Annotated in this window: 35 protein-coding genes; all 35 read right to left on the bottom strand. The window is 42.6% G+C overall.

What is annotated here, in order from left to right; all coding sequences use genetic code 11:
* Nucleotides 1-36 precede the first annotated feature (36 nt).
* Complete coding sequence (infA, locus tag ACUXV2_RS20695; protein WP_034765945.1) at nucleotides 37-255, bottom strand: translation initiation factor IF-1; 219 nt, start codon at nucleotides 253-255, stop codon at nucleotides 37-39.
* Nucleotides 248-571 (bottom strand): KOW domain-containing RNA-binding protein, encoded by a 324-nt coding sequence (locus ACUXV2_RS20690; RefSeq protein ID WP_446244965.1) that lies wholly within the window; start codon nucleotides 569-571, stop codon nucleotides 248-250. Before ACUXV2_RS20690 ends, infA begins: the two co-directional genes overlap by 8 nt.
* A gap of 15 nt (nucleotides 572-586) precedes the next feature.
* On the bottom strand, nucleotides 587-1,333 hold the full coding sequence (gene map / locus ACUXV2_RS20685; protein ID WP_446244964.1) for a type I methionyl aminopeptidase: 747 nt from the start codon (nucleotides 1,331-1,333) through the stop codon (nucleotides 587-589).
* Nucleotides 1,330-1,983, bottom strand: a complete 654-nt coding sequence (locus ACUXV2_RS20680; protein ID WP_446244963.1) for an adenylate kinase — start codon at nucleotides 1,981-1,983, stop codon at nucleotides 1,330-1,332. Before ACUXV2_RS20680 ends, map begins: the two co-directional genes overlap by 4 nt.
* A 62-nt stretch (nucleotides 1,984-2,045) precedes the next feature.
* Complete coding sequence (secY, locus tag ACUXV2_RS20675; protein ID WP_446244962.1) at nucleotides 2,046-3,338, bottom strand: preprotein translocase subunit SecY; 1,293 nt, start codon at nucleotides 3,336-3,338, stop codon at nucleotides 2,046-2,048.
* Nucleotides 3,338-3,778: a 50S ribosomal protein L15 gene (gene rplO, locus ACUXV2_RS20670; protein ID WP_175986362.1), complete on the bottom strand. Its 441-nt coding sequence runs from the start codon at nucleotides 3,776-3,778 to the stop codon at nucleotides 3,338-3,340. The genes secY and rplO overlap by 1 nt, the downstream gene beginning before the upstream one ends.
* Before the next feature lie 32 nt (nucleotides 3,779-3,810).
* Nucleotides 3,811-3,993, bottom strand: coding sequence for a 50S ribosomal protein L30 (gene rpmD, locus ACUXV2_RS20665; protein WP_032085287.1), 183 nt, complete (start codon nucleotides 3,991-3,993; stop codon nucleotides 3,811-3,813).
* A gap of 13 nt (nucleotides 3,994-4,006) precedes the next feature.
* Nucleotides 4,007-4,507, bottom strand: a complete 501-nt coding sequence (gene rpsE, locus ACUXV2_RS20660) for a 30S ribosomal protein S5 (RefSeq protein ID WP_175986360.1) — start codon at nucleotides 4,505-4,507, stop codon at nucleotides 4,007-4,009.
* 21 nt (nucleotides 4,508-4,528) lie between these two features.
* A complete protein-coding gene (gene rplR / locus ACUXV2_RS20655; protein ID WP_446244961.1) occupies nucleotides 4,529-4,891 on the bottom strand; it encodes a 50S ribosomal protein L18 in 363 nt (120 codons plus the stop codon).
* A gap of 34 nt (nucleotides 4,892-4,925) precedes the next feature.
* On the bottom strand, nucleotides 4,926-5,465 hold the full coding sequence (rplF, locus tag ACUXV2_RS20650) for a 50S ribosomal protein L6 (protein ID WP_446244960.1): 540 nt from the start codon (nucleotides 5,463-5,465) through the stop codon (nucleotides 4,926-4,928).
* A 30-nt stretch (nucleotides 5,466-5,495) separates the two neighbouring features.
* Nucleotides 5,496-5,894, bottom strand: a complete 399-nt coding sequence (rpsH, locus tag ACUXV2_RS20645; protein WP_032085283.1) for a 30S ribosomal protein S8 — start codon at nucleotides 5,892-5,894, stop codon at nucleotides 5,496-5,498.
* Nucleotides 5,895-5,924: 30 nt separating this feature from the next.
* Nucleotides 5,925-6,110, bottom strand: coding sequence for a type Z 30S ribosomal protein S14 (locus ACUXV2_RS20640; protein WP_010191505.1), 186 nt, complete (start codon nucleotides 6,108-6,110; stop codon nucleotides 5,925-5,927).
* A gap of 24 nt (nucleotides 6,111-6,134) precedes the next feature.
* Nucleotides 6,135-6,674, bottom strand: coding sequence for a 50S ribosomal protein L5 (rplE, locus tag ACUXV2_RS20635; protein ID WP_032085282.1), 540 nt, complete (start codon nucleotides 6,672-6,674; stop codon nucleotides 6,135-6,137).
* Nucleotides 6,675-6,700: 26 nt separating this feature from the next.
* Nucleotides 6,701-7,012, bottom strand: a complete 312-nt coding sequence (gene rplX, locus ACUXV2_RS20630) for a 50S ribosomal protein L24 (RefSeq protein ID WP_446244959.1) — start codon at nucleotides 7,010-7,012, stop codon at nucleotides 6,701-6,703.
* A gap of 36 nt (nucleotides 7,013-7,048) precedes the next feature.
* The gene (gene rplN / locus ACUXV2_RS20625) at nucleotides 7,049-7,417 is read right to left on the bottom strand and encodes a 50S ribosomal protein L14 (RefSeq protein WP_032085280.1); all 369 of its coding nucleotides are present in this window, start codon (nucleotides 7,415-7,417) and stop codon (nucleotides 7,049-7,051) included.
* Between the two features lie 45 nt (nucleotides 7,418-7,462).
* Complete coding sequence (gene rpsQ, locus ACUXV2_RS20620; RefSeq protein ID WP_032085279.1) at nucleotides 7,463-7,726, bottom strand: 30S ribosomal protein S17; 264 nt, start codon at nucleotides 7,724-7,726, stop codon at nucleotides 7,463-7,465.
* A 20-nt stretch (nucleotides 7,727-7,746) separates the two neighbouring features.
* On the bottom strand, nucleotides 7,747-7,950 hold the full coding sequence (gene rpmC, locus ACUXV2_RS20615; RefSeq protein WP_032085278.1) for a 50S ribosomal protein L29: 204 nt from the start codon (nucleotides 7,948-7,950) through the stop codon (nucleotides 7,747-7,749).
* Nucleotides 7,940-8,374, bottom strand: coding sequence for a 50S ribosomal protein L16 (gene rplP, locus ACUXV2_RS20610; protein ID WP_032085277.1), 435 nt, complete (start codon nucleotides 8,372-8,374; stop codon nucleotides 7,940-7,942). Before rplP ends, rpmC begins: the two co-directional genes overlap by 11 nt.
* Nucleotides 8,375-8,376: 2 nt before the next feature.
* The gene (gene rpsC, locus ACUXV2_RS20605) at nucleotides 8,377-9,033 is read right to left on the bottom strand and encodes a 30S ribosomal protein S3 (RefSeq protein WP_172253791.1); all 657 of its coding nucleotides are present in this window, start codon (nucleotides 9,031-9,033) and stop codon (nucleotides 8,377-8,379) included.
* 3 nt (nucleotides 9,034-9,036) lie between these two features.
* Complete coding sequence (gene rplV / locus ACUXV2_RS20600; protein WP_032085275.1) at nucleotides 9,037-9,378, bottom strand: 50S ribosomal protein L22; 342 nt, start codon at nucleotides 9,376-9,378, stop codon at nucleotides 9,037-9,039.
* A 19-nt stretch (nucleotides 9,379-9,397) separates the two neighbouring features.
* Complete coding sequence (gene rpsS / locus ACUXV2_RS20595) at nucleotides 9,398-9,676, bottom strand: 30S ribosomal protein S19 (protein ID WP_032085274.1); 279 nt, start codon at nucleotides 9,674-9,676, stop codon at nucleotides 9,398-9,400.
* 60 nt (nucleotides 9,677-9,736) lie between these two features.
* Nucleotides 9,737-10,567, bottom strand: a complete 831-nt coding sequence (rplB, locus tag ACUXV2_RS20590) for a 50S ribosomal protein L2 (RefSeq protein WP_175986355.1) — start codon at nucleotides 10,565-10,567, stop codon at nucleotides 9,737-9,739.
* Nucleotides 10,568-10,597: 30 nt separating this feature from the next.
* The gene (gene rplW, locus ACUXV2_RS20585; RefSeq protein WP_224878088.1) at nucleotides 10,598-10,882 is read right to left on the bottom strand and encodes a 50S ribosomal protein L23; all 285 of its coding nucleotides are present in this window, start codon (nucleotides 10,880-10,882) and stop codon (nucleotides 10,598-10,600) included.
* A complete protein-coding gene (gene rplD / locus ACUXV2_RS20580) occupies nucleotides 10,882-11,505 on the bottom strand; it encodes a 50S ribosomal protein L4 (protein WP_446244958.1) in 624 nt (207 codons plus the stop codon). The genes rplW and rplD overlap by 1 nt, the downstream gene beginning before the upstream one ends.
* A gap of 30 nt (nucleotides 11,506-11,535) precedes the next feature.
* Complete coding sequence (gene rplC, locus ACUXV2_RS20575) at nucleotides 11,536-12,168, bottom strand: 50S ribosomal protein L3 (protein ID WP_446244957.1); 633 nt, start codon at nucleotides 12,166-12,168, stop codon at nucleotides 11,536-11,538.
* A gap of 34 nt (nucleotides 12,169-12,202) precedes the next feature.
* Entirely contained in the window at nucleotides 12,203-12,511 is a 309-nt protein-coding gene (gene rpsJ / locus ACUXV2_RS20570; RefSeq protein WP_007085291.1) for a 30S ribosomal protein S10, read from the bottom strand.
* Between the two features lie 719 nt (nucleotides 12,512-13,230).
* Entirely contained in the window at nucleotides 13,231-14,421 is a 1,191-nt protein-coding gene (tuf, locus tag ACUXV2_RS20565; protein ID WP_446244956.1) for an elongation factor Tu, read from the bottom strand.
* Nucleotides 14,422-14,551: 130 nt separating this feature from the next.
* Entirely contained in the window at nucleotides 14,552-16,630 is a 2,079-nt protein-coding gene (gene fusA, locus ACUXV2_RS20560) for an elongation factor G (protein ID WP_032085268.1), read from the bottom strand.
* Nucleotides 16,631-16,684: 54 nt separating this feature from the next.
* Nucleotides 16,685-17,155: a 30S ribosomal protein S7 gene (gene rpsG / locus ACUXV2_RS20555; RefSeq protein WP_032085267.1), complete on the bottom strand. Its 471-nt coding sequence runs from the start codon at nucleotides 17,153-17,155 to the stop codon at nucleotides 16,685-16,687.
* Nucleotides 17,156-17,199: 44 nt separating this feature from the next.
* Nucleotides 17,200-17,622, bottom strand: coding sequence for a 30S ribosomal protein S12 (gene rpsL, locus ACUXV2_RS20550; protein ID WP_034765995.1), 423 nt, complete (start codon nucleotides 17,620-17,622; stop codon nucleotides 17,200-17,202).
* Between the two features lie 99 nt (nucleotides 17,623-17,721).
* A complete protein-coding gene (locus ACUXV2_RS20545; protein WP_446244955.1) occupies nucleotides 17,722-17,970 on the bottom strand; it encodes a 50S ribosomal protein L7ae-like protein in 249 nt (82 codons plus the stop codon).
* A 147-nt stretch (nucleotides 17,971-18,117) separates the two neighbouring features.
* On the bottom strand, nucleotides 18,118-21,717 hold the full coding sequence (rpoC, locus tag ACUXV2_RS20540; protein ID WP_446244954.1) for a DNA-directed RNA polymerase subunit beta': 3,600 nt from the start codon (nucleotides 21,715-21,717) through the stop codon (nucleotides 18,118-18,120).
* Between the two features lie 51 nt (nucleotides 21,718-21,768).
* The gene (rpoB, locus tag ACUXV2_RS20535; RefSeq protein WP_446244953.1) at nucleotides 21,769-25,326 is read right to left on the bottom strand and encodes a DNA-directed RNA polymerase subunit beta; all 3,558 of its coding nucleotides are present in this window, start codon (nucleotides 25,324-25,326) and stop codon (nucleotides 21,769-21,771) included.
* A 239-nt stretch (nucleotides 25,327-25,565) separates the two neighbouring features.
* Nucleotides 25,566-26,165 (bottom strand): class I SAM-dependent methyltransferase, encoded by a 600-nt coding sequence (locus ACUXV2_RS20530; protein WP_446244952.1) that lies wholly within the window; start codon nucleotides 26,163-26,165, stop codon nucleotides 25,566-25,568.
* Between the two features lie 92 nt (nucleotides 26,166-26,257).
* Nucleotides 26,258-26,617, bottom strand: a complete 360-nt coding sequence (gene rplL / locus ACUXV2_RS20525) for a 50S ribosomal protein L7/L12 (protein WP_446244951.1) — start codon at nucleotides 26,615-26,617, stop codon at nucleotides 26,258-26,260.
* Nucleotides 26,618-26,633: the final 16 nt, after the last annotated feature.

The raw sequence follows: 26,633 nt of genomic DNA, 5'->3' as shown, positions 1-26,633 counted from the left end.
TATTCTAACCTCCTTAATAGTACGGAGTGCAATGAATTATTTATAACGATAAGTGATTCTACCACGAGTTAAGTCATACGGTGATAATTCAACTGTCACCTTGTCACCAGGTAGGATACGGATGAAGTGCATACGAATCTTTCCTGAAACATGTGCCAGAACTGTATGACCATTTTCTAATTCTACCTTAAACATCGCGTTAGGCAAAGTCTCAGCGACTTTCCCTTCCACTTCAATTACATCATCTTTAGCCATCGAACATGTCTCCCTTCTTCTCATCAATTAAAACTTCATTTACAAACTTTGAAACCGCATAGCGCAGTTTACCGTTCGTCACTTTACCCGTTTCGATAATACTGTTTTGAACTTCTGGAGAAACATAGTCAAACAGTTGAAGATGTCCGATATTCTTTCGCTTGGCGCGGTCGAATTTTCGTCTATCTCCGTCTGCTATGAGTACAAAACGTTCATCCAATTGCTGAACAACGACCGAATACGTTCCAGCTTCCCTGCCCTTAAGAGGCAGAACAATCTGACCTACACTCGGTATCGCCGAATCTGACTCGATCAATCCAATCACCTTCACTTAGGCTTTCGTCAATATCTCATAGCCTTCTTCAGTAATTGCAATGGTGTGTTCAAAGTGCGCACACATTTTATCATCAACTGTAACGACTGTCCAGTTATCTGATAACGTTCTAACATATCGACTTCCTGCATTAACCATTGGTTCAATAGCCAGTACCATGCCAGGCTTTAAGCGAGGACCTTTGTTAGGCGGTCCATAATGAGGAATCTGAGGGTCCTCATGTAAGTCTTGACCAACTCCGTGCCCTACATACTCTCGAACGATAGAAAAGCCATTTGCTTCAACAAAAGTTTGAATACTATGAGAGATATTCGACAGACGTTCGCCTGGTTTAGCTTCATCAAGCCCCAGATATAAAGATTTCTCTGTTACATCAAGAAGCTTGCGGGTTTCATCATCAATCTTCCCAACTGGATACGTCCAGGCCGAATCTCCATGATAGCCATTATATTTCGCACCGATGTCGATGCTGATAATATCGCCATCCTTGAGTACCCGATCACCCGGAATTCCATGAACCAGCTCGTTGTTGACTGAGGCACAGATGCTGCCACGAAACCCATTATACCCTTTAAAAGATGGAATTGCATCATGTTTGCGAATGAATTTTTCAGCAATTGCATCCAATTCCTTCGTCGTTATTCCTGGTGAAATAAACTTTCGCAATTCCGCATGAGTCAAGGCCACAATCTTGCCCGCATGGCGCATGATCTCAATCTCTCTCGGAGTTTTACAAATGATCATACTGAAAGGCCTCCAAGTAGTACATCAATGTCAGAAAACACTTTATCGATGTCTTGTTGACCGTCAATGTTTTTCAGATAGCCTTTATCTTCGTAGTATGCCAAAAGTGGTTGAGTTTGCTTGATGTTCACGTCAAGTCGGTTTTGAACTGTTTCTTCGTTATCATCAGCACGCTGATACAATTCTCCGCCACAGCGATCACAAACGCCCTCTTCTTTTGGTGGATTAAAGACAAGATGATAAGTAGCGCCGCACTCTTTACAGATTCTGCGACCTGTCAAGCGCCCCATCAGGATGTCCTTATCTACATCTATATTAATGACATAATTCATCTTTTTACCAAGATCAGCAAGGATGTTTTCAAGTGCTTCTGCCTGAGCGACGGTTCTTGGGAACCCATCAAGTAAAAAGCCTTTGCCACAATCCTTTTTGCTTAAACGTTCACGGACAATTCCGATTGTTACTTCATCAGGAACAAGATCGCCATTATCCATGAATGATTTAGCCTTCAAGCCAAGCTCAGTGCCGTCTTTGATCGCAGCACGGAACATGTCACCAGTCGAAATATGAGGGATACCATATTTTTCAACGATTTTCTCAGCTTGAGTGCCTTTTCCTGCGCCTGGTAAGCCCATAAGAACAATATTCACTCGAACTCCCCCTCAAATGTCTATAAAATGGCTTCAGGAACTGAACGTTCCCGAAAACCCTCTTATTTAATGAACCCTTTGTAGTGACGTTTCACTAGCTGTGCTTCCAATTGCTTCATTGTCTCAAGAGCAACACCAACGACGATCAAGAGACTTGTTCCGCCAATTTGTGCCGCAGGAGGCAGTCCAGCGAAGTTAATGAAGAACACTGGAAGAATGGAGATCACAGATAAGAAAATTGCCCCTACAAATGTTAGGCGGTACAGAACGCGAGTGAGATACTCTTGAGTGGTTTTACCTGGACGGATACCAGGAATATATCCACCTTGCTTCTTCAAGTTTTCCGCCATTTGCTCCGGATTCACTTGAATGAAAGCATAGAAGTAAGTAAAGGCGATGATCAATGCAACATAGATGATCATACCAACCGGCTTCGTGTAATCAAAAATGTACTGAATCGTACTTGTCACATCATTTTCTCCGAAGAAAGTCGAAATGGTCTGTGGCGTGATGATAAAAGAAATCGCGAAGATTACTGGAATAACACCCGCAGCATTTACTTTCAAAGGAAGATGAGTTGATTGTCCGCCAACCGGACTGCGTCCCACTAGACGTTTTGCATATTGAATCGGAATTTTACGAAGTGCTTGTTGAATAAACACTGTACCAACAACGATTGCAATAACTGCCAATACTAAAAGTGCAAGAACGACAATGCGAAGGAAAAGTTGTTCACCTGCTCCTTCTATTTGTTGAGCATAAATTTGGTTTACAGTGTTAGGAATTGCAGCTACGATACCTGCAAAGATCAGGATCGAGATACCATTTCCAACACCTTTAGCTGTGATCTGTTCACCCAGCCACATAAGAAAAGCCGTACCAGCTGTCAATACCAAAGCGATTAACAGGTACGTGCTTACTCCAGGGCTTTGGATAAGCATTCCACCATAAATTCGGTTAAAGCCGTAGGACATCCCTAAAGCTTGGATAAAACCAAGAATAATCGTGAAATAACGAGTGAACTGAGCTAATTTACGGCGGCCGACTTCACCTTGCTTCGACCATTCAGTGAACTTAGGAACAACGTCCATTTGAAGCAGCTGAACAATGATCGAAGCCGTGATGTAAGGCATGATTCCCATCGCGAAGATGGAGAAATTCTGCAGCGCACCACCGCCAAATGTATTCAGGAATCCGAGAATCCCTGCCTGGTCTTGCATCTTTAGTACACCTGCGTCTACGTTTGGCACCGGAATGAAGGTACCAAGACGGAAGACGACTAACATTAAAAGGGTGAAGATAATTTTATTTCTTATATCACCCACGCGCATAAAATTGGAGATAGTTTGGAACATTAGATCACCTCAGATGTACCGCCAGCAGCTTCAATAGCTTCTTTAGCAGTGGTTGAGAATTTGTGTGCTTTTACTGTAAGCTTTTTCTCGATTGAACCTTTACCAAGAATCTTAATTCCTGCTTTTTCGTTACTTACTAAACCAGTTTCAACTAGTAAAGTCGGAGTAACTTCTGTACCATCTTCGAAGCGATTCAATGCGTCAAGATTGACGATTGCATATTCTTTACGGTTGATGTTAGTGAAACCACGTTTTGGTAAACGTTGGAATAAAGGAGTTTGACCACCTTCGAATCCAGGACGTACTCCTCCACCAGAACGAGCATTTTGTCCTTTATGACCTTTACCAGCAGTTTTACCATTACCAGAACCAATTCCGCGTCCTACACGGTTGCGGACTTTACGAGAACCTTCTGCAGGTTGTAACTCATGTAATTTCATGTCGGCACCTCCTTATTATCGAAACAACTCGATTATTTTTCTGTTACCGTTACAAGGTGAGCAACTTTGTTGATCATACCGCGGATAGCAGCATTATCTTGTTGCTCAACTGTTTGGTGCATTTTGCGAAGTCCTAAAGCTTCAACTGTTTTACGTTGATCTTGCGGACGACCAATAACACTGCGAGTGAGGGTAATTTCTAGTTTGTTAGCCATCGTTATCCCTCCCTTATCCTAATAGTTCTTCTACTGATTTTCCACGTAATTTAGCTACGTCTTCAGCACGCTTTAATTGTTTTAAACCTTCGATTGTTGCGCGAACCATGTTAATTGGAGTGTTAGATCCTAGTGATTTAGAAAGGATATCTTGTACCCCAGCTAATTCTAGTACCGCACGAACAGGTCCACCAGCAATAATTCCTGTACCCGCAGAAGCAGGCTTGATAAGAATTTGACCAGCACCAAATCGTCCAGTTACTACGTGTGGAGTGGTACCTCCAACCATAGGAACTTCAATTAGATTCTTTTTCGCATCTTCAATCGCTTTACGGATTGCATCAGGTACCTCTTGGGCTTTACCCGTTCCGAAACCAACGTGACCGTTTTTGTCGCCTACTACTACAAGAGCAGCGAAACGGAAACGACGTCCACCTTTAACAACTTTCGCAACACGATTGATTGTAACTACGCGTTCTTCAAATTCTAGTTTGCTTGGATCAATACGACGCATCTGGATTGTCCCTCCTTTTAATTAAAATTCTAAGCCGTTTTCACGAGCTGATTCAGCTAGAGCTTTGATACGGCCATGATATAAATATCCACCACGGTCAAATACTACAGATTTTAAACCTTTATCTGCTGCACGTTTCGCCACTAGTTCTCCAACTTTCGCTGCTGCTTCAACAGTGTTAGTGGATTCTAATCCGAAATCATTATCTTTAGAAGATGCACTTGCAAGAGTAACACCGTTCATATCATCGATAATTTGAGCATAGATGTTTTTGTTAGAACGGAAAACGTTCAGACGAGGACGAGTTTCAGTTCCAGTAATTTTAGAACGTACACGGGCATGTCTCTTCTTACGTGTTTTGTTCTTATCTGGCTTAGTAATCACCTACGGTCACTCCTTTCTTATTGCCTACGCGGCATTATTTACCTGTTTTACCTTCTTTACGACGAACATATTCACCTTCGTAGCGAATACCTTTTCCTTTGTAAGGCTCAGGAGAGCGTACTGCACGAATGTTAGCTGCTAATGCACCAACACGTTCTTTATCGATACCTTTGATTGAGATCTTAGTGTTTGATGGTACTTCGATCTCGATGCCTTTTTCAGCTTCGATTTCAACTGGGTGAGAGTACCCAACGTTAAGGACAAGCTTAGCACCTTGTTTTTGAGCACGGTAACCTACACCGACAAGCTCAAGATTTCTTACGAATCCTTTAGATACACCTTCAACCATGTTCGCGATCAAGGCACGAGTTGTACCGTGTAACGCGCGGTGTTCTTTTGCATCAGAAGGACGCGTAATTGTTACTGTGTTACCTTCTAATTCTACTTTAATATCAGAACTGAATGTACGAGAAAGTTCACCTTTAGGTCCTTTTACAGTTACTAGGTTATCTTCACCTACTGTAAGAGTAACGTCAGATGGCATTTCGATAGGCTGTTTTCCTACACGTGACATCCTGTTGCACCTCCATTCATTTAAAAAATATTACCAAACGTAAGCTAATACTTCTCCGCCCACTTGTTGTGCACGAGCTTCTTTATCAGTTAAAACACCTTGAGAAGTGGAAACAAGTGCGATACCTAATCCGTTTAATACTTTAGGTACTTCTGTAGATTTTGCATATACACGTAGACCTGGTTTAGAGATACGCTTTAAGCCAGTGATTACGCGCTCATTGTTTGCTCCATATTTTAAGAAAATGCGGATAACACCTTGTTTGTTATCTTCAACATATTCTACGTCACGTACGAAACCTTCACGTTTGAGGATTTCAGCGATTTCTTTCTTGATGTTAGAAGCAGGAACTTCCAGTCTTTCGTGACGAACCATGTTCGCATTACGGATGCGAGTAAGCAAATCTGCAATTGGATCTGTCATTGTCATAATAATTTACCTCCTTCCCAATATAGGGTATTACCAACTAGCTTTTTTAACGCCAGGAATCTGACCCTTGTATGCAAGTTCACGGAAACAAATACGGCAAAGCTTGAATTTACGGATTACTGAGTGAGGACGTCCGCAACGTTCGCAACGTGTGTACGCTTGAACATTATGCTTTGGCGTGCGTTTTTGTTTCGCAATCATTGATTTTTTAGCCACATTTTCGCCTCCCTTATATAGCGATTACTTTTGGAATGGCATTCCGATTTGAGTCAATAACTCACGAGCTTCTTCGTCTGTATTAGCAGTAGTTACGATAACGATATCCATACCGCGTACTTTAGACACTTTATCATAATCAATCTCAGGGAAAATCAATTGCTCTTTCACACCTAGAGTGTAGTTACCGCGACCGTCGAATGCTTTCTTAGAAACACCGCGGAAGTCACGTACACGTGGAAGTGATACAGAGATTAATTTATCTAAGAATTGGTACATACGCTCTCCGCGAAGAGTAACTTTTGCACCGATCGGCATACCTTCACGTAGACGGAAGCCTGCGATAGATTTTTTAGCTTTTGTTACAACAGGTTTTTGACCAGTGATTTGAGTCAATTCGTCAACTGCTACATCAAGAGCCTTTGAGTTTTGAACTGCATCACCGATACCCATGTTGACAACGATCTTTTCAACTTTAGGTACTTCCATTACTGATTTGTAATTGAATTTGCTCACTAGAGCTGGGCTGATTTCACTTTGAAATTTTTCTTTTAGGCGGTTCATTCAGAATACCTCCCTTCTTAATCGAACTATTTATCTAGAACTTCACCTGATTTTTTTGCTACACGTACTTTTTTACCGTTTTCCGTTTTGTAACCTACACGAGTTGCCTCGTTAGATTTCGGATCTAGAAGCATTACGTTTGATACGTGGACAGATGCTTCCTGGCTGATGATTCCGCCTTGCGGGTTCATCTGTGAAGGCTTAGCGTGTTTTTTCACAACGTTGATTCCTTCAACAAGCACTCGGTCTTTCTTAGGGAACGCTGCAAGAACAGTTCCTGTTTTGCCTTTGTCTTTCCCAGTGATGACCACTACTTTGTCGCCTTTTTTCACATGCATTTCATCGCACCTCCTTGATTGGCCAATGCTAATCTATTAAAGAACTTCTGGAGCTAAAGATACAATTTTCATAAAGTTGCTGTCACGTAATTCACGAGCAACAGGTCCGAAGATACGAGTTCCACGTGGTCCTTTATCGTCACGGATGATTACACATGCGTTCTCGTCGAACTTGATGTAAGTACCGTCTTGACGGCGTACACCAGACTTCGTACGAACGACTACAGCCTTAACTACGTCACCTTTTTTAACAACGCCACCTGGTGTTGCTTGTTTTACTGTACATACGATTACATCACCGATGTTAGCAGTCTTGCGTCCAGAACCACCAAGAACTTTAATCGTTAATACTTCACGAGCACCAGAGTTGTCAGCAACTTTTAAACGTGATTCTTGTTGAATCATGTAGGTTACCTCCCTTCGGAATTACAAATTATCCGAGCAAATATATTAGATAATAACTGCTTTTTCAACAACTTCTACTAAACGGAAACGTTTCGTAGCAGATAGTGGACGAGTCTCCATGATACGTACGATATCGCCTACTTTTGCTTCGTTGTTCTCATCATGAGTTTTAAACTTCTTAGAGTACTTTACGCGCTTGCCGTATAGAGAATGCTTTTTATAAGTTTCTACCATAACCGTTACTGTTTTATCCATTTTGTCGGAAACAACACGGCCAGTGTATACCTTACGTTGGTTGCGGTCACTCATTTAAGCAAACCTCCTCTCATTTATCGATTGTTAACCCCGATCTCTCTTTCACGGATTACAGTTTTCATACGAGCGATCCCTTTGCGGACTTCACGGATGCGGGCTGTGTTTTCAAGTTGGCCAGTCGCAAGTTGGAAGCGAAGGTTAAATAACTCTTCTTTCAGAGTTTTGACTTTTTGTTCAATTTCGGCAGTGGTTAGGTCACGAATTTCATTAGTTTTCATTTGATTCACCACCAATTTCCTCTCGTTTTACAAACTTGCATTTAACAGGCAGTTTGTGTGCTGCAAGACGAAGAGCTTCACGAGCTACCTCTTCAGAAACACCAGCTACTTCAAACATGATTTTTCCAGGCTTAACTACTGCTACCCAGCCTTCTGGAGCCCCTTTACCAGAACCCATTCGAACTTCTAGAGGTTTAGCAGTGTAAGGTTTATGAGGGAAGATTTTAATCCATACTTTACCGCCACGTTTCATGTAACGAGTCATAGCGATACGAGCAGATTCGATTTGACGGTTTGTGATCCAAGAAGCTTCTGTAGCTTGTAAACCGTATTCACCGAACGCAACTTCTTGACCGCCTTTAGCACGACCACGCATTTTACCACGGTGTTCGCGACGATGTTTAACGCGTTTAGGTAATAACATAATTATTTGCCTCCTTCCTCAGATTTCTTTCTTGTAGGAAGAACTTCTCCACGGTAGATCCATACTTTAACACCAAGCTTACCATAAGTTGTGTCAGCTTCTTCATGAGCATAGTCAATGTCAGCGCGTAGAGTATGAAGTGGAACAGTACCTTCACTGTAATGTTCAGCACGAGCGATGTCAGCTCCGCCTAAACGACCAGATACCTGTGTTTTGATTCCTTTTGCACCAGCACGCATCGCACGTTGGATCGCTTGCTTTTGAGCACGACGGAATGAAACACGGTTTTCTAATTGACGAGCAATGTTTTCTGCTACTAATTTAGCATCAACGTCAGCTCTTTTGATTTCAACGATGTTGATGTGTACACGTTTTGAAGTCAGTTCGTTAAGAGCTTTACGAAGAGCTTCAACTTCTGTACCACCTTTACCGATAACCATACCAGGCTTAGCTGTATGAACAGTAATGTTGATACGGTTTGCAGCGCGTTCGATTTCTACTTTAGAAACAGATGCGTCTACTAAACGTTTTGCAATATATTCACGTACTTTTAAGTCTTCGTGTAAAAGTGTAGCGTAATCTTTGTCTGCGTACCATTTAGACTCCCAATCACGAATTATACCGACACGAAGTCCGACCGGATGTACTTTTTGACCCACGGATTATCCCTCCTTCTTTTCTGATACTACAAGTGTAATGTGACTTGTACGTTTGTTGATTTGACTTGCACGACCCATCGCACGTGGACGGAAACGTTTAAGTGTTGGTCCTTCATTTACATAAGCCTCAGTAACGATCAGGCTGTTAATATCCATGTCATAGTTATGCTCTGCGTTTGCGATAGCAGATTTAAGTACTTTTTCAACGACTGGTGAAGCTGCCTTAGGCGTGTGCTTAAGAATCGCAACTGCTTCTCCAACTTGCTTACCTCGGATTAGATCGATGACTAAACGTACTTTACGAGGAGCAATACGTACTGTTCTAGCAACAGCTTTTGCTTGCATTAGGATACCCTCCTCTCAATTAGCGTCTTGTTTTCTTATCATCACTGCCATGACCTTTGTAAGTACGAGATGGTGCAAATTCACCAAGCTTGTGTCCTACCATGTCTTCAGTGACGTATACAGGTACATGTTTACGACCATCGTAAACTGCGATAGTGTGACCGATGAATGCTGGGAAGATCGTTGAACGACGAGACCAAGTCTTAACAACTTGTTTGCCTTCAGTTTCGTTCAATTTTTCGATCTTTGTCATTAAATGATCATCAACAAAAGGTCCCTTTTTTAAGCTACGACCCATGTTTGAACCTCCCTTCGTGATTGGTCTACGGCTCTGTGAACGAACCGTAGTTCAACCCCGTTATTTTTTGCGACGACGCACAATAAATTTATCTGATTTGTTGTTTTTCTTACGTGTCTTGTATCCAAGAGTAGGTTTGCCCCATGGAGACATTGGTGATTTACGTCCGATTGGCGCACGTCCTTCACCACCACCGTGTGGGTGATCGTTAGGGTTCATTACAGAACCACGAACTGTTGGGCGCTTACCTAACCAGCGAGAACGTCCTGCTTTACCGATGTTGATAAGTTCGTGCTGCTCATTTCCAACTTGACCTACTGTAGCGCGGCAAGCAGAAAGGATCATACGAGTCTCACCAGAGTTTAGGCGTACAAGAACGTATTTACCTTCTTTACCAAGTACTTGTGCAGATGTACCAGCAGAACGTACCAGCTGACCACCTTTACCTGGTTTAAGTTCGATATTGTGTACTACTGTACCAACAGGGATGTTGATAAGCGGTAACGCATTACCTGTTTTGATATCTGCTTCAGGTCCAGACATTACTTCCATACCTACTTCGATTGACTTAGGTGCAAGGATGTAACGCTTTTCTCCATCAGCGTAGTTGATTAGTGCAATATTTGCAGAGCGGTTCGGATCGTATTCGATCGTAGCAACGCGTCCAGGTATACCATCTTTATCACGTTTGAAGTCGATGATACGGTATTGACGCTTATGACCGCCGCCTTGATGACGAACTGTTAACTTACCTTGGTTGTTACGGCCACCCTTTTTATGCAGGGGTGCTAAAAGTGACTTTTCCGGAGAATCCGTTGTGATTTCTGCGAAATCAGATGAAGTCATACCGCGACGACCATTAGAGGTAGGTTTGTACTTTTTAATCGCCATGTTTTTCCCTCCTCTTCTTAATTAAGTGAATTATACTTCAAAGAATTCGATTTCTTTACTGTCAGCAGTAAGCTTTACGATCGCTTTACGACGCTTGTTAGTGTAACCAGCGTGACGACCCATACGCTTGAATTTGCCTTTGTAGTTCATGATGTTAACTTTTTCGACTTTTACGTCAAAGATTTCTTCAACAGCATCTTTAACTTGAGTTTTGTTCGCTCTAGTATCAACTTCAAACGTATACTTTTTCTCAGACATAAGATCTGTAGAAGCTTCTGTAATTACGGGGCGCTTAATGATTTCACGTACATCCATTATGCAAGCACCTCCTCTACTTTTTCAACAGCTGATTTAGTCATCACTAGTTTGTCGTGTCCTAATACATCAAGAACGCTGATTCCATCTGCAGTAACAACAGTTACACCAGGGATGTTACGAGCTGAAAGTGCTACGTTTTCGTCAAGACCATCAGTAACGACTAATGTTTTAGCGTTAATTGAAAGACCTTTAAGAACGTTAGCAAATTCCTTTGTTTTTGGAGCATCAAATGATAATGCTTCTAATACTAAGATGTTCTCTTCCACTACTTTAGAAGAAAGAGCAGATTTGATCGCTAAGCGACGAACTTTCTTAGGTAATTTGTAGCTGTAGCTGCGTGGAACTGGTCCAAATACAACACCACCGCCGCGCCATTGTGGAGAACGGATTGACCCTTGACGAGCACGACCTGTTCCCTTTTGACGCCATGGTTTACGTCCACCGCCACGTACTTCAGAACGATTTTTTACTTTATGATTTCCTTGACGTAAAGAAGCTCTTTGCATTAATACTGCTTCAAACAGTACATGTTTGTTTGGTTCAATACCAAATACAGAATCATTAAGTTCGATATCACCAACTTTAGAACCTGTTTGGTTAAATAATGCTACTTTCGGCATTCTTATTTCCTCCTTTCCTGAGAAGTTCTATTATTTAACTGCTTTGATAGCCGTTTTAACTTTGATAAGTTGTTTCTTAGGTCCAGGTACATTACCTTTTACTAAGATCAGGTTGCGTTCTGCATCCACTTTTACGATTTCAAGGTTTTGAATCGTGATTTGTTCTCCACCCATGCGTCCAGGTAGTAATTTACCTTTGAATACGCGGTTCGGATCGACAGGACCCATTGAACCAGGACGACGGTGATAACGAGAACCGTGAGACATAGGTCCGCGAGATTGGTTATGACGCTTGATCGCACCTTGGAAACCTTTCCCTTTTGAAACTCCTGTTACATCTACTACATCGCCTGCAGCGAAAATATCAACTTTGACTTCTTGACCAACTTCGTACTCTTCTACGTTTACACCGCGGATTTCACGGATGAAGCGCTTAGGAGCAGTTTCAGCTTTAGCAACGTGGCCTTTCTCTGGCTTGTTAGAAAGCTTTTCGCGTTTGTCTTCGAAACCTACTTGGATCGCATCGTATCCATCAACATCTACAGATTTCTTTTGAAGAATAACGTTTTGAGCAGCTTCGATAACTGTTACAGGGATAAGATCACCGTTTTCAGCAAAAACTTGAGTCATACCGATCTTTCTTCCTAAGATTCCTTTGGTCATAAGTCACACCTCCTGTTAATTATAATTTATAAGATTAAAGTTTGATTTCGATATCTACACCAGATGGTAAGTCTAAACGCATAAGCGCATCAACTGTTTGTGGTGTTGGGTTCACAATGTCGATTAAGCGTTTGTGTGTACGCATTTCGAATTGCTCACGAGAATCTTTGTATTTGTGCACAGCACGCAAGATTGTGTAAACAGACTTTTCTGTCGGAAGTGGGATCGGTCCAGAAACCGCCGCACCAGAACGTTTTGCTGTTTCAACAATTTTCTCAGCTGACTGATCAAGAATTCTGTGATCATAAGCCTTTAAACGGATACGAATCTTTTGTTTTGCCATTATTTTCCCTCCTTTTTCGCCTATTTTGAATAGACATTCTCCATGGAAATTTCCCACACACTCGCCATGGCAAAGCGGCCGGGTGTGTCAGCAACCTTCCATTTCATCGCAGTCAAAGACCAACATTGTCTATTATAACTAAAACACCTAGAAGATGCAAGGGTTTCTTGCAAAATCTATATGTTTTGCACACTTTCTCTATTATACAAACTGGATGGGTGAAATTCAAGTGGATGTGGAGTTTTCACAATATTTAATAATGGATGGCTCTGAGAGGATTTTCAGTTTCAAGATCTTCTACTGTGGTCGTTCTATATATATAGTAGAAAGTCGTTCTTTAGGTGGGAAATCCATTTGGATATTGGTGTTTTAACGTTGCTGATCAAGTGAAGGCGGTGACGAATGCGTATTTAGAATTTAAATTGTTTTGTTTAGATTTTACAAAGATTATGATGACAAATTCGAATAACGAATCATATCGTTGCAGACAAGTTCATAAAATTTCTATTGGGATTAAAAAACACGGAATGGGGTCATATATCGACGAACACTTAATTAGTATCAAAACAAGATCCGTGTGTTATAACTGCCATTATAAAAATCAAATCTGTCCTTTCTTAAACTATTTCTTTCTACATTTATTCCTTACAACAACCAGGTCAAATACAACATAAAAAAACAGATGGACAAGGTGTCCATCTGTTTTATATCATCATTGATTACTCAGTGATTGTAGCTACTACTCCAGCACCTACAGTACGTCCACCCTCACGGATAGAGAACTTAGTACCTTCTTCGATAGCGATTGGAGCGATAAGCTCAACAGTCATTTCGATGTTATCGCCAGGCATAACCATTTCTACACCTTCAGGAAGGTTACAGATACCAGTTACGTCAGTTGTACGGAAGTAGAACTGAGGGCGGTAGTTAGTGAAGAATGGAGTGTGACGTCCACCTTCTTCTTTAGAAAGAACATAAACTTCTGCTTTGAACTTAGTGTGTGGAGTGATTGTACCTGGTTTAGCAAGTACTTGACCACGTTGGATATCTTCACGAGCTACCCCACGAAGTAGAGCACCGATGTTGTCTCCAGCTTCAGCATAATCAAGAAGCTTACGGAACATTTCTACACCTGTTACAGTAGTAGATTTAGGCTCATCAGAAAGACCGATGATGTCGATAGTGTCTCCAACTTTAACTTGTCCACGCTCAACACGACCAGTAGCAACTGTACCACGACCTGTGATTGAGAATACATCCTCAACAGGCATCATGAATGGCTTTTCAGTGTCACGCTCTGGAGTTGGGATGTAGCTGTCTACAGCTTCCATAAGTTCGTAGATTTTTTCTTCCCACGCAGGATCTCCTTCAAGAGCTTTAAGAGCAGAACCTTTGATTACTGGTACGTCATCACCAGGGAAATCGTACTCAGAAAGAAGGTCACGTACTTCCATTTCTACTAATTCAAGTAGCTCTTCGTCGTCTACCATGTCACATTTGTTCATGAATACAACTAGGTAAGGTACACCTACTTGACGAGAAAGAAGGATGTGCTCACGAGTTTGTGGCATTGGACCATCAGCAGCAGATACTACTAGGATACCTCCGTCCATTTGCGCAGCACCAGTGATCATGTTTTTAACATAGTCAGCGTGTCCTGGGCAGTCAACGTGTGCATAGTGACGAGTGTCAGTTTCGTACTCAACGTGTGCAGTAGAGATTGTGATTCCACGCTCTCTTTCTTCTGGTGCACCATCGATTTGGTCATAAGCCATTGCAGTTCCACGACCATACTTCTTGTGAAGTGTAGTTGTGATTGCAGCAGTTAATGTAGTTTTACCATGGTCAACGTGACCGATTGTACCGATATTCGCATGTTGCTTGGAACGATCAAATTTTTCCTTACCCATTTGAAAATCCTCCTTTAATTTTAAAAGAAATAAGTATATTGTTAGGTTATTTTCAGAAGTGGATTGCCCCACCTCTGAAAATGTACTAGCTTACAATAGTATTTATACTTTATTGAAGGGAATAAATCAATTATTCACCTTTATTTTTTTTGATGATTTCTTCAGAAATCGACTTAGGTACTTCTTCGTAGTGATCGAAGTGCATGGAGTACGTTCCGCGTCCTTGTGTGTTAGAACGAAGAGACGTTGCATATCCAAACATTTCAGATAGTGGTACGAACGCTTTAACGACTTGAGCGTTACCGCGTGCTTCCATACCTTCTACGCGTCCACGACGAGAAGTAACGTCACCCATGATATCTCCAAGGTATTCCTCAGGGATAACAACCTCTACCTTCATCATTGGCTCAAGGATTACCGGCTTACATTTAGAAGCGGCATTCTTAAGTGCCATTGAAGCAGCGATCTTAAACGCCATTTCAGAGGAGTCAACGTCATGGTATGAACCGTCGAATAATCTTGCTTTAACATCAACAAGTGGGAAACCAGCAAGTACACCATTTTCAAGTGCATCTTCAAGGCCGGCTTGTACTGCAGGGATGTATTCACGTGGAACTACACCACCGACGATACCGTTCTCGAATTCGAATCCTTTACCTTCTTCGTTAGGCGCGAATTCGATCCAAACGTGTCCGAATTGTCCACGTCCACCAGATTGACGAGCGAACTTACCTTCAACTTTAGCCGTATCACGGAAAGTTTCACGGTAAGATACTTGAGGAGCACCTACGTTTGCTTCTACTTTGAATTCACGTTTCATACGGTCAACGATGATATCTAAGTGAAGCTCACCCATACCCGCGATGATAACCTGTCCAGTTTCCTGGTCAGTATGCGCACGGAATGTTGGATCTTCCTCTTGAAGTTTTTGCAGGGCAGTAGTCATCTTATCTTGGTCAGCCTTTGATTTAGGCTCAACAGATAGAGAGATAACAGGCTCTGGGAATACCATAGATTCAAGAATAACAAGATTCTTTTCATCACATAGTGTATCTCCAGTACTTGTATCTTTAAGACCAACTGCTGCTGCGATATCCCCAGCGTAAACGCTTGAGATCTCTTCACGGGAGTTAGCGTGCATTTGAAGGATACGTCCTACACGTTCACGCTTTCCTTTTGAAGAGTTTCTTACGTATGAACCTGACTCTAGGATACCAGAGTACACACGGAAGAATGTTAATTTACCAACATAAGGGTCAGTTGCAACTTTGAACGCCAAAGCAGAGAATGGAGCATCGTCTGAAGATGGACGAGTTACTTCTTCTTCTGTTTCAGGAACAAAACCTTTGATATCTTCAACGTCTGTTGGCGCTGGAAGATAATCAATAACTGAGTCAATTAGTAATTGAACCCCTTTGTTTTTGAAGGCTGATCCACAAACTACCGGATAGAACTCAACAGTTAGAGTTGCTGTACGGATAGCCGCTTTAAGCTCATCATTTGTAAGCTCTTCGCCTTCTAGGTATTTCATCATTAACTCTTCATCAAGTTCAGAAACTGCTTCTATTAATTTTCCACGGTATTCTTCAGCTTGATCTTTGTACTCATCAGGAATGTCACGAGCTTCTGCACGTGTTCCAAGGTCATCTTCATAGAAATAAGCTTTCATTTCCACTAGGTCGATGATACCTTCGAAATCATCTTCAGCACCGATAGGAAGCTGAATTGGGTGTGCATTCGCTTGTAAACGCTCATGAAGAGTTTTTACAGAGTAAAGGAAGTCAGCACCGATTTTGTCCATTTTGTTAACGAACACAACACGAGGAACCCCGTAAGTTGTTGCTTGGCGCCATACAGTTTCAGTTTGAGGCTCAACACCAGATTGAGCATCAAGTACTGCTACCGCACCATCAAGTACACGCAGGGAACGTTCAACTTCAACAGTGAAGTCTACGTGTCCAGGTGTATCGATGATGTTGATACGATGGCCTTTCCATTGAGCTGTTGTCGCAGCAGATGTGATCGTGATACCACGCTCTTGCTCCTGCTCCATCCAGTCCATTTGAGAAGCACCTTCGTGAGTTTCTCCAATTTTATGGATACGACCAGTGTAAAATAGGATACGCTCAGTTGCAGTTGTTTTACCGGCATCGATGTGAGCCATGATACCGATATTACGAGTGTTTTCTAAGGAGAACTCTCTTGGCATGTGGTCTTTCTCCTTCCTTATATCAGAATGATTAGTTTGTTTATTAAAAGAAGATTACCAGCGATAGTGAGCAAACGCTTTGTTCGCTTCAGCCATCTTGTGTGTATCTTCACGCTTCTTAACAGAAGCACCAGTGTTGTTAGCTGCATCAAGGATTTCGTTAGCTAAACGCTCTTCCATTGTCTTCTCACCGCGAAGACGAGAGTAGTTTACTAACCAACGAAGACCTAGAGTCGTACGACGCTCAGGGCGAACCTCAACAGGTACTTGGTAGTTTGAACCACCAACACGACGAGCTTTAACTTCTAATACCGGCATGATATTCTTTAAAGCTGCATCGAATACTTCCATTGCATCTTTCCCAGAACGCTCACTGATGATATCAAACGCAGAGTATAATTTCTTTTGAGCTTTACCTCTTTTACCGTCAATCATGATTTTGTTGATTAAGCGGGTAACTAATTTAGAATTGTACATTGGATCAGGTAAAACGTCTCTTTTTGCTACAGGACCTTTACGTGGCATGTGATTTCCTCCTTTCAACGAGAAATGAATCTATGATTTTGTTATTATTTTTTAGCTGCTTTAGGGCGCTTTGTTCCGTATTTAGAACGTCCTTGCATACGGCCGTCAACTCCAGCTGTATCAAGCGCACCACGTACGATATGATAACGTACCCCCGGTAAATCTTTTACACGTCCTCCACGGATAAGCACGACACTGTGCTCTTGAAGGTTGTGCCCGATACCAGGAATGTAAGCAGTAACCTCGATTCCATTTGTCAAACGAACACGAGCATATTTACGTAAAGCCGAGTTCGGTTTCTTTGGAGTCATTGTACCTACACGAGTACATACACCACGTTTTTGTGGAGAAGACAAGTTCGTGTGCACTTTCTTGAAGCTGTTGTAGCCTTTGTTAAGTGCTGGTGACTTAGACTTTGTAGATTTAGACTGACGAGGCTTGCGAACTAATTGGTTAATAGTTGGCATTTTGTTTTCCTCCCTTCTTACTTGGTAAGCCCACACATCCAGGTGGATCATTTTTGGGTAAAAGTAAAGTTTTTGCAGATATAGTCTACAAAAACTATTTTACTGTATAATCGCAACAGCTGCCGCTCCAACATCTATTCCGCACGATCTGCCAAGCTTCTTCATAGAATCCACTTTGTTGACCTGTACATCATGATCTTTAGCTGCCTGCACCACTTTCGCTATCACCCTCGGATCAGCATCTTCCGCGATAACAACTTCCAGTACATGACCATTCTTCAGAGCTTTCACTGCTTGCTTTGTCCCTACAATAATTTCTTGCGCCTGTGATACTTTTTCATAAGACATTTGATATCCTCCAAAGTAGCAGGTTATTAATAGGAGCAACCTTGAATATATTATCATCTTAAAATTCCTATGTCAACACAGAATCAAAAGATTTATAAAAGCTAACTCTTAGAAAGTGAACACAATCTAAGAGTTAGCCATATTAGATTACTCTACAGTAACTGTTTCTTCAATGGTTTCTTCGGCTAAAACAGGTTCTGCCTTACGGTAACGCTGCATACCTGTACCAGCAGGGACCAGTTTACCGATGATGACATTCTCTTTCAAGCCTAGAAGTTCATCGCGTTTTCCTTTGATTGCAGCATCCGTCAACACGCGAGTTGTTTCCTGGAATGAAGCTGCAGATAAGAAGGAATCCGTCTCAAGGGAAGCTTTCGTGATTCCAAGAAGTACAGGTCTTCCTGTAGCTGGAATGCTTCCGTTAAGCAATGCATTCTCATTCGCGTCTCTGAACTGGTGGATATCCATGAGTGTACCTGGAAGTACCTCAGTTTCACCGGCGTCGATGACACGGACTTTACGAAGCATTTGACGAACCATGACCTCAACGTGCTTATCGCCGATTTCAACCCCTTGCATACGATATACTTTTTGTACTTCGCGCAGCAGGTATTCTTGGACGGCTGATACGTCACGCACTTTAAGAAGTTCTTTCGGATCAATTGAACCTTCTGTAAGCTCTTGCCCGCGTGCCACTTTATCGTTGACAGCGAACTTCAGACGAGCTGTGTAAGGAGCTGTGTAATTTCTTGTTTCCACATCACCTTGAACAGTGATTTCGTATTGACGATCTTTTCCTTCACTGATTGAAGTAATGACACCGTCAATTTCAGAGATGACAGCCTGACCTTTCGGATTACGCGCTTCGAAGATCTCTTGGATACGCGGTAAACCTTGAGTGATATCGTCTCCGGCAACACCACCGGTATGGAACGTACGCATCGTTAACTGTGTACCAGGTTCCCCGATTGATTGCGCAGCGATGATACCGACTGCTTCTCCTACTTCTACTTTCTGACCAGTAGCTAAGTTTGTACCATAACATTTTTCACATACACCGTGGCGTGTGTTACATGTGAATGCAGAGCGGATTGACACTTGTTCAACACCCGCATCTACGATGACCTTCGCTAAGTCTTCGTTGATCAGCTGATTTTCATCGACAAGGATTTCATCTGTTTCAGGGTGACGCAATGTTTTACGTGAGTAACGGCCAAGCAGACGCTCTTCAAGCGGCTCGATGATTTCCGTTCCTTCTTTGATGGAACCAACAAGCAGTCCTCTATCTGTTCCGCAGTCCTCTTCACGTACAATGACATCCTGCGCCACATCAACAAGACGACGAGTCAAGTAACCCGAGTCAGCTGTCTTCAGTGCTGTATCGGCAAGACCTTTACGCGCACCGTGGGTAGAGATGAAGTATTCAAGAACCGTCAGACCTTCACGGAAACTTGATTTGATCGGTAATTCAATGATACGACCAGCCGGGTTGGCCATCAGACCACGCATACCGGCAAGCTGAGTGAAGTTAGATGCGTTACCACGGGCACCTGAGTCACTCATCATGAAGATCGGGTTGCGCTTATCAAGAGTCGCCATTAACTTACCTTGGATTGTATCTTTCGCAGCACTCCAGATGGAGATGACACGATCGTATCTCTCATCTTCTGTAATCAGACCACGTTTGAATTGCTTCAATACGTTATCTACTTTACTTTGTGCTTCCACCAGGATTTGTTCTTTTTCAGCTAGTACTACGATATCGGCGATACCGACTGTAATACCGGCTTTAGAAGAATATTTGAATCCTAAATCTTTCATTTTATCGAGCATTCGCGAAGTTTCTGTGATCGCAAACTTCTTGAATACCTCGGCGATGATGTTTCCTAAGAAACCTTTTTTGAACGGATTGATTAACTCGCGATTTTTAAACTCTTCCTTGATATCAGTACCAGGCTCAACAAAGTATTTTTCTGGAGTAGCTTCTTCCAGGTTCGTCTTTGTCGGTTCATTAATGAACGGGAAGGAGTCCGGTAAAATTTCGTTGAAGATTACTTTACCAACCGTTGTTAATAACATTTGATTGTTTTGCTTTTCAGTGAACGTTTTGTTATGAAGTGTTCCTGCATTGATTCCAATACGTGTATGCAAGTGTACATATCCGTTTTGATAAGCAAGCAGTACTTCATTTGCATCAGAGAAGACCATGCCTTCGCCTACAGCATCCTCACGTTCAAGTGTCAGGTAATAGTTACCCAATACCATATCCTGTGATGGTGTTACGACTGGTTTACCATCTTTAGGGTTCAGGATGTTTTGAGCAGCAAGCATCAGCATGCGTGCTTCAGCTTGAGCTTCAGAAGATAGCGGTACGTGAACCGCCATTTGGTCACCGTCAAAGTCCGCGTTGTATGCCGTACATACAAGTGGGTGAAGACGGATTGCTCTACCTTCTACAAGAGTTGGTTCAAATGCTTGAATACCAAGTCTGTGAAGGGTAGGTGCACGGTTTAGAAGAACAGGGTGTTCTTTAATCACTTCTTCCAATACATCCCATACTTCCGGCTGTACGCGCTCAATCTTGCGTTTTGCACTCTTAATGTTGTGAGCCAACCCTTTTTCCACGAGTTCTTTCATGACAAATGGCTTGAATAGTTCAAGTGCCATTTCTTTTGGAAGACCACATTGGTACATCTTCAGGTTAGGTCCTACAACGATTACAGAACGACCAGAATAGTCAACACGTTTACCAAGAAGGTTTTGACGGAAACGACCTTGCTTCCCTTTAAGCATGTGAGAAAGAGATTTCAATGGACGGTTACCTGGTCCTGTTACCGGACGTCCGCGGCGGCCATTGTCAATCAAAGCGTCTACAGCTTCTTGAAGCATACGCTTCTCATTCTGCACGATGATGCTTGGAGCACCAAGATCTAATAAACGTTTTAAACGGTTGTTACGATTGATGACGCGACGATATAAATCGTTCAAGTCAGATGTTGCAAATCGTCCTCCATCCAACTGAACCATAGGACGAAGCTCAGGTGGAATGACAGGAAGTACGTCAAGGATCATCCAATCAGGATCATTTCCTGAGTTTCTGAATGACTCGACCACCTCAAGACGTTTGATTGCACGTGTGCGGCGCTGGCCTTGTGCGGTTTTCAACTCTTCTTTCAAGAAGTCGGCTTCTTTGTCAAGATCGATATCCTGAAGAAGTTTTTTGATTGCTTCTGCACCCATTGCCGCCTGGAATTTCACTCCGTATTTTTCACGGTAAGCACGGTATTCTTTCTCAGAAAGCAGCTGCTTTCTTTCAAGAGCCGTATCACCAGGCTCTGTAACAACATAGGAAGCGAAGTAAATGACTTCTTCCAATGCACGAGGGGACATGTCTAATACAAGACCCATACGGCTTGGGATTCCTTTGAAGTACCAGATGTGAGATACAGGAGCTGCAAGTTCGATGTGACCCATGCGTTCACGGCGAACCTTCGCTTTTGTTACTTCAACTCCACAACGGTCACAAACGACGCCTTTATAGCGTACACGTTTGTATTTACCGCAGTGGCATTCCCAGTCCTTTGTAGGACCGAAGATACGTTCACAGAACAATCCATCTTTTTCTGGCTTTAATGTACGATAGTTAATGGTTTCCGGTTTTTTGACTTCCCCGTAAGACCACGAACGGATCTTATCGGGGGAAGCTAAACCAATTTTCATATACTCAAAGTTATTTACATCTAGCAAGGGGCCTACCTCCCTTTTAATCTACAGGCTCTAACCCTAATTGCTCTAAATTTATTCCTTTGACCCTACTGTCTCGGACTCTTGCTCATTAGACTCAGATATATTTAGCGTGTCAGCTTGTTGCACTTCTTCTTCGTCTTCCAAGTCACGCATTTCAATTTCTTCTTCCGTGCTTGAAAGGATCTTAACATCCATACCTAAACTTTGAAGCTCTTTGATCAGAACCTTGAATGATTCTGGAACTCCAGGCTCAGGAACGTTTTCACCTTTGACGATGGCTTCGTATGTTTTCACACGGCCGACAACGTCATCGGATTTAACTGTAAGGATTTCTTGCAGTGTGTATGCAGCACCATATGCTTCAAGTGCCCATACCTCCATCTCACCGAAACGCTGACCACCGAATTGAGCTTTACCTCCAAGCGGCTGCTGCGTAACAAGTGAGTAAGGACCAGTAGAACGGGCGTGAAGTTTGTCATCAACCATGTGAGCAAGTTTGATCATGTACATAATCCCAACTGATACACGGTTGTCAAACGGTTCACCGGTTCTACCATCGTAAAGAACGGTTTTGGCATCGCGTGCCATACCTGCTTCTTCGATTGTAGACCAAACATCTTCCTCACGCGCTCCATCAAATACCGGTGAAGCAACATGAATGCCAAGATATCTTGCCGCCATACCCAAGTGCAGCTCAAGCACCTGACCGATGTTCATACGTGATGGTACCCCTAATGGGTTAAGCATGATATCGATCGGTGTACCGTCTGGCAGATACGGCATGTCTTCTTCAGGTAAAATCTTAGAGATAACACCCTTGTTACCATGTCGGCCGGCCATCTTGTCACCTTCAGAGATCTTACGTTTCTGAACGATGTAGACGCGGACCAGCTGGTTCACACCCGGTGGCAGTTCGTCGCCGTCTTCACGGTTGAAGACTTTTACATCGAGGATGATTCCGCCGCCGCCATGCGGTACGCGAAGGGATGTATCCCTGACTTCACGGGCTTTCTCACCAAAGATTGCATGTAATAGACGTTCCTCAGCTGTCAGCTCCGTTACACCTTTAGGCGTTACTTTACCGACAAGCAAGTCACCGTCTTTTACTTCTGCACCGATGCGGATGATTCCACGTTCGTCAAGATTGCGCAGGGCATCTTCACCGACATTTGGAATATCACGGGTGATTTCTTCAGGTCCAAGCTTCGTATCACGTGACTCAGACTCATATTCTTCAATATGAATAGAAGTATACACATCGTCTTTTACAAGACGCTCACTCATGATGATCGCATCTTCATAGTTGTAACCGTCCCATGTCATGAAACCAACCATTACGTTTCGTCCTAAGGCTAATTCACCTTTTTCCATGGAAGGACCATCAGCAAGGATTTCCCCTTTTACTACACGGTCGCCTTCACTTACGATCGGACGCTGGTTGTAACAAGTTCCCTGGTTGGAACGGATGAATTTTTGCATACGGTACTTATCGAGGTCGCCTTTTACTTCCTGACCATCGATTTCTTTCACGCGGCGAACCCAAACTTGTTTCGCTTCAACTTTTTCCACAACACCCTCATGCTTACAGATGACTGCAGCTCCGGAGTCTTTAGCTGATACGTGTTCCATACCAGTTCCTACAATCGGAGACTCAGGATTCATAAGAGGTACTGCTTGTCGCTGCATGTTCGCTCCCATCAGGGCACGGTTGGAGTCATCGTTCTCTAAGAAAGGAATACATGCTGTCGCAGCTGATACTACTTGTTTAGGTGATACATCCATGTAGTCAAGGCGTTCACGCTTGATTACCGTGTTTTCACCACGGAAACGGGCGATTACTTCTTCATCCAGGAATGCACCATCGTCACCAAGACGCGCATTCGCCTGTGCCACTACATAGTTGTCTTCTTCATCGGCTGTCAAGTAATCGATACGACTGGTTACTTTACCTGTATCAGGATCAACACGACGATATGGTGTTTCGATAAATCCGAATTTATTCACTTTCGCAAATGAAGAAAGTGAGTTGATCAGTCCGATGTTCGGCCCCTCAGGTGTTTCAATCGGACACATACGGCCATAGTGGGAATAGTGAACGTCACGCACTTCAAACCCGGCACGTTCACGCGTCAGACCACCAGGTCCAAGTGCAGACAGACGGCGTTTATGCGTCAATTCTGCCAATGGATTCGTCTGATCCATGAATTGAGACAGCTGTGAGCTTCCAAAGAACTCTTTAATGGAAGCAATGACCGGACGAATATTGATCAGCTGCTGTGGAGTGATCGTGTTCGTGTCCTGGATGGACATTCTTTCACGAACCACACGCTCCATACGGGAAAGACCGATGCGGAACTGGTTTTGCAGCAATTCGCCAACCGAACGTAAACGACGGTTACCTAAGTGGTCGATATCATCTGTAAATCCTACTCCATGCAATAAATTGAAGAAGTACGAGATGGAAGAAATGATATCAGCAGGTGTGATGTATTTGACTTCTTCATCTACATACGCGTTGCTGATGACATTAATCTCATGTTCTCCTTCTTCATTAGGAGAGTAGATTTTGATAGATTGGAGAAGGACATCTTCTTCCAATACTCCGCCGGACTGCTGATACGTCTTGAAGCCGATTCCCTCTTCTAAGTAAGGGATGACTTTATCAAGTGTACGACGGTCAAGAACCGTGCCTTTCTCTGCAAGAATCTCGCCCGTTTCCGGATCTGCTAGAGTTTCTGCTAGAGTCTGACCGAATAAACGGTTCTTAATATGAAGCTTTTTATTCATCTTATAACGTCCAACGTTTGCCAAGTCATAACGCTTTGGATCAAAGAAACGTGAAACGAGTAAACTTTTAGCATTTTCTACTGTAGGAGGCTCTCCTGGACGCAGACGCTCATAGATTTCGAGCAATGCTTTGTCGATACCTTCCGTATTGTCTTTCTCGAGCGTGTTACGAATGTACTCATTATCACCGATCAGATCGATGATTTCTTGATCAGAGCCAAACCCAAGGGCACGTAAAAGAACCGTTACCGGCAGTTTGCGAGTTCGATCAATTCGCACATAAACAACATCTTTTGCATCTGTTTCATACTCAAGCCAAGCTCCGCGGTTTGGTATAACGGTAGCAGTAAACCCTTTCTTTCCGTTCTTATCTACTTTTCCGCTGAAGTACACACTAGGTGAACGCACAAGCTGAGATACGATGACACGCTCAGCTCCATTAATGACAAAAGTACCTGTATCCGTCATTAATGGGAAATCACCCATAAATACGTCTTGATCCTTTACTTCTCCTGTTTCCTTATTCACAAGACGGACTTTCACCCTAAGCGGCGCAGAGTAAGTTACATCTCTTTCCTTTGATTCTTCCACCGAGTACTTTGGCTCTCCCAGACTATAATCAATAAATTCTAAAGAGAGATTACCAGTGAAGTCCTCAATCGGAGAAATGTCACGGAACATTTCTCTTAACCCCTCATCAAGAAACCATTGATACGAGGAAGTTTGAATTTCGATTAAATTCGGCAATTCTAAAACTTCACTGATACGCGCAAAACTTCTGCGTTGGCGGTGTCGTCCATACTGAACTAGTTGACCTGTCAACTGATTCACCCCTCAAATCAAGCGTTTTGGTTGTGTCTATATTGTCTATAGTAGATTTGACTCTACACAAGACAAAAAGAAAAAGGGTTTTAATGATAAAACCTCATTTTCATATGACGAACTATTATTTTATAATCTTTTCCAATTTATCCAATATGTATACATATGGACACAATACCGGAAAATAATATTTTTGCATTTTATAATGTTATCATAGCGCACTAGCTACGTCAACGGATTTATTTTACCGACCTCAAAATGTAGTACCCTTTTTTTCGTGCGGCGATTTCTACATTTGAGAACAATTCTTCCATTTTATCCATGGCGGATGGAGCGCCTTGTTTCTTCTGAATAACGACCCATAACTCACCTTTATCCGCCAAGTAGTCATAACTCTCGGAAAGAATGGAATGAACGGTTTCCTTACCCGCTCTTATCGGAGGATTCGTAAGGATGGCCGCAAAGCTTTTTTCTTTGACGTTTTGATACCGGTCACTTTGGTAGATGCTCACATTCTCTACACCGTTCGCTTTCGCATTTTCTCCGGCAAGTGTTAGGGCTCTTTCATTTACATCGACCATATGGATTATCCGGTCTTTAAAATCTTTCGCCAAAGCCAAACCGATCGGACCATATCCACAGCCAACATCCAATATGGCACCTTCTGTTTCCGGCAGCTCAAAGTTTTCGATCAATGTTCTTGAACCGAAATCCACTTCTCTTTTCGAAAAGACTCCCTGGTCCGTTTTGAATCGCAATGAATGCCCGCGTAATTCAAATTGGATCATCTGGGGATTGCTTTCTACTTCCGGCTTGCTGGAATAATAGTGATTAGTCATTATTACACCTCCATCAGTTAAATGGCTTGGAGTAAATAACCAAAAGAAGAAAAAAGCCCGCTTATAAAGCGAGCTTTTCTTCTATGCGATTATTACTTAACTTCTACGCCAGCGCCAACTTCTTCAAGTTTAGCTTTAAGCTCTTCAGCTTCTTCTTTAGAAACGCCTTCTTTAAGAGCTTTTGGAGTGTTGTCAACAAGTTCTTTCGCTTCTTTAAGTCCAAGACCTGTGATTTCACGAACAACTTTGATAACTTTGATCTTTTGAGAACCAGCGCTCTCAAGAACAACGTCAAATTCAGTTTTTTCAGCAGCAGCTTCTGCTCCGCCACCAGCTACAGCTACAGGTGCAGCAGCAGTTACTCCAAATTCTTCTTCGATTGCTTTTACTAGATCGTTTAATTCAAGAACGGACATTTCTTTAATCGCGTCAATGATTTGCTCTTTACTCATTTTAAATTTCCTCCTT

The sequence above is a fragment of the Rossellomorea sp. NS-SX7 genome (genome assembly GCF_052828565.1).
The sequence above is the reverse complement of the archived record's forward strand: the minus strand, read 5'-3'. Positions and strand labels throughout refer to the sequence as shown.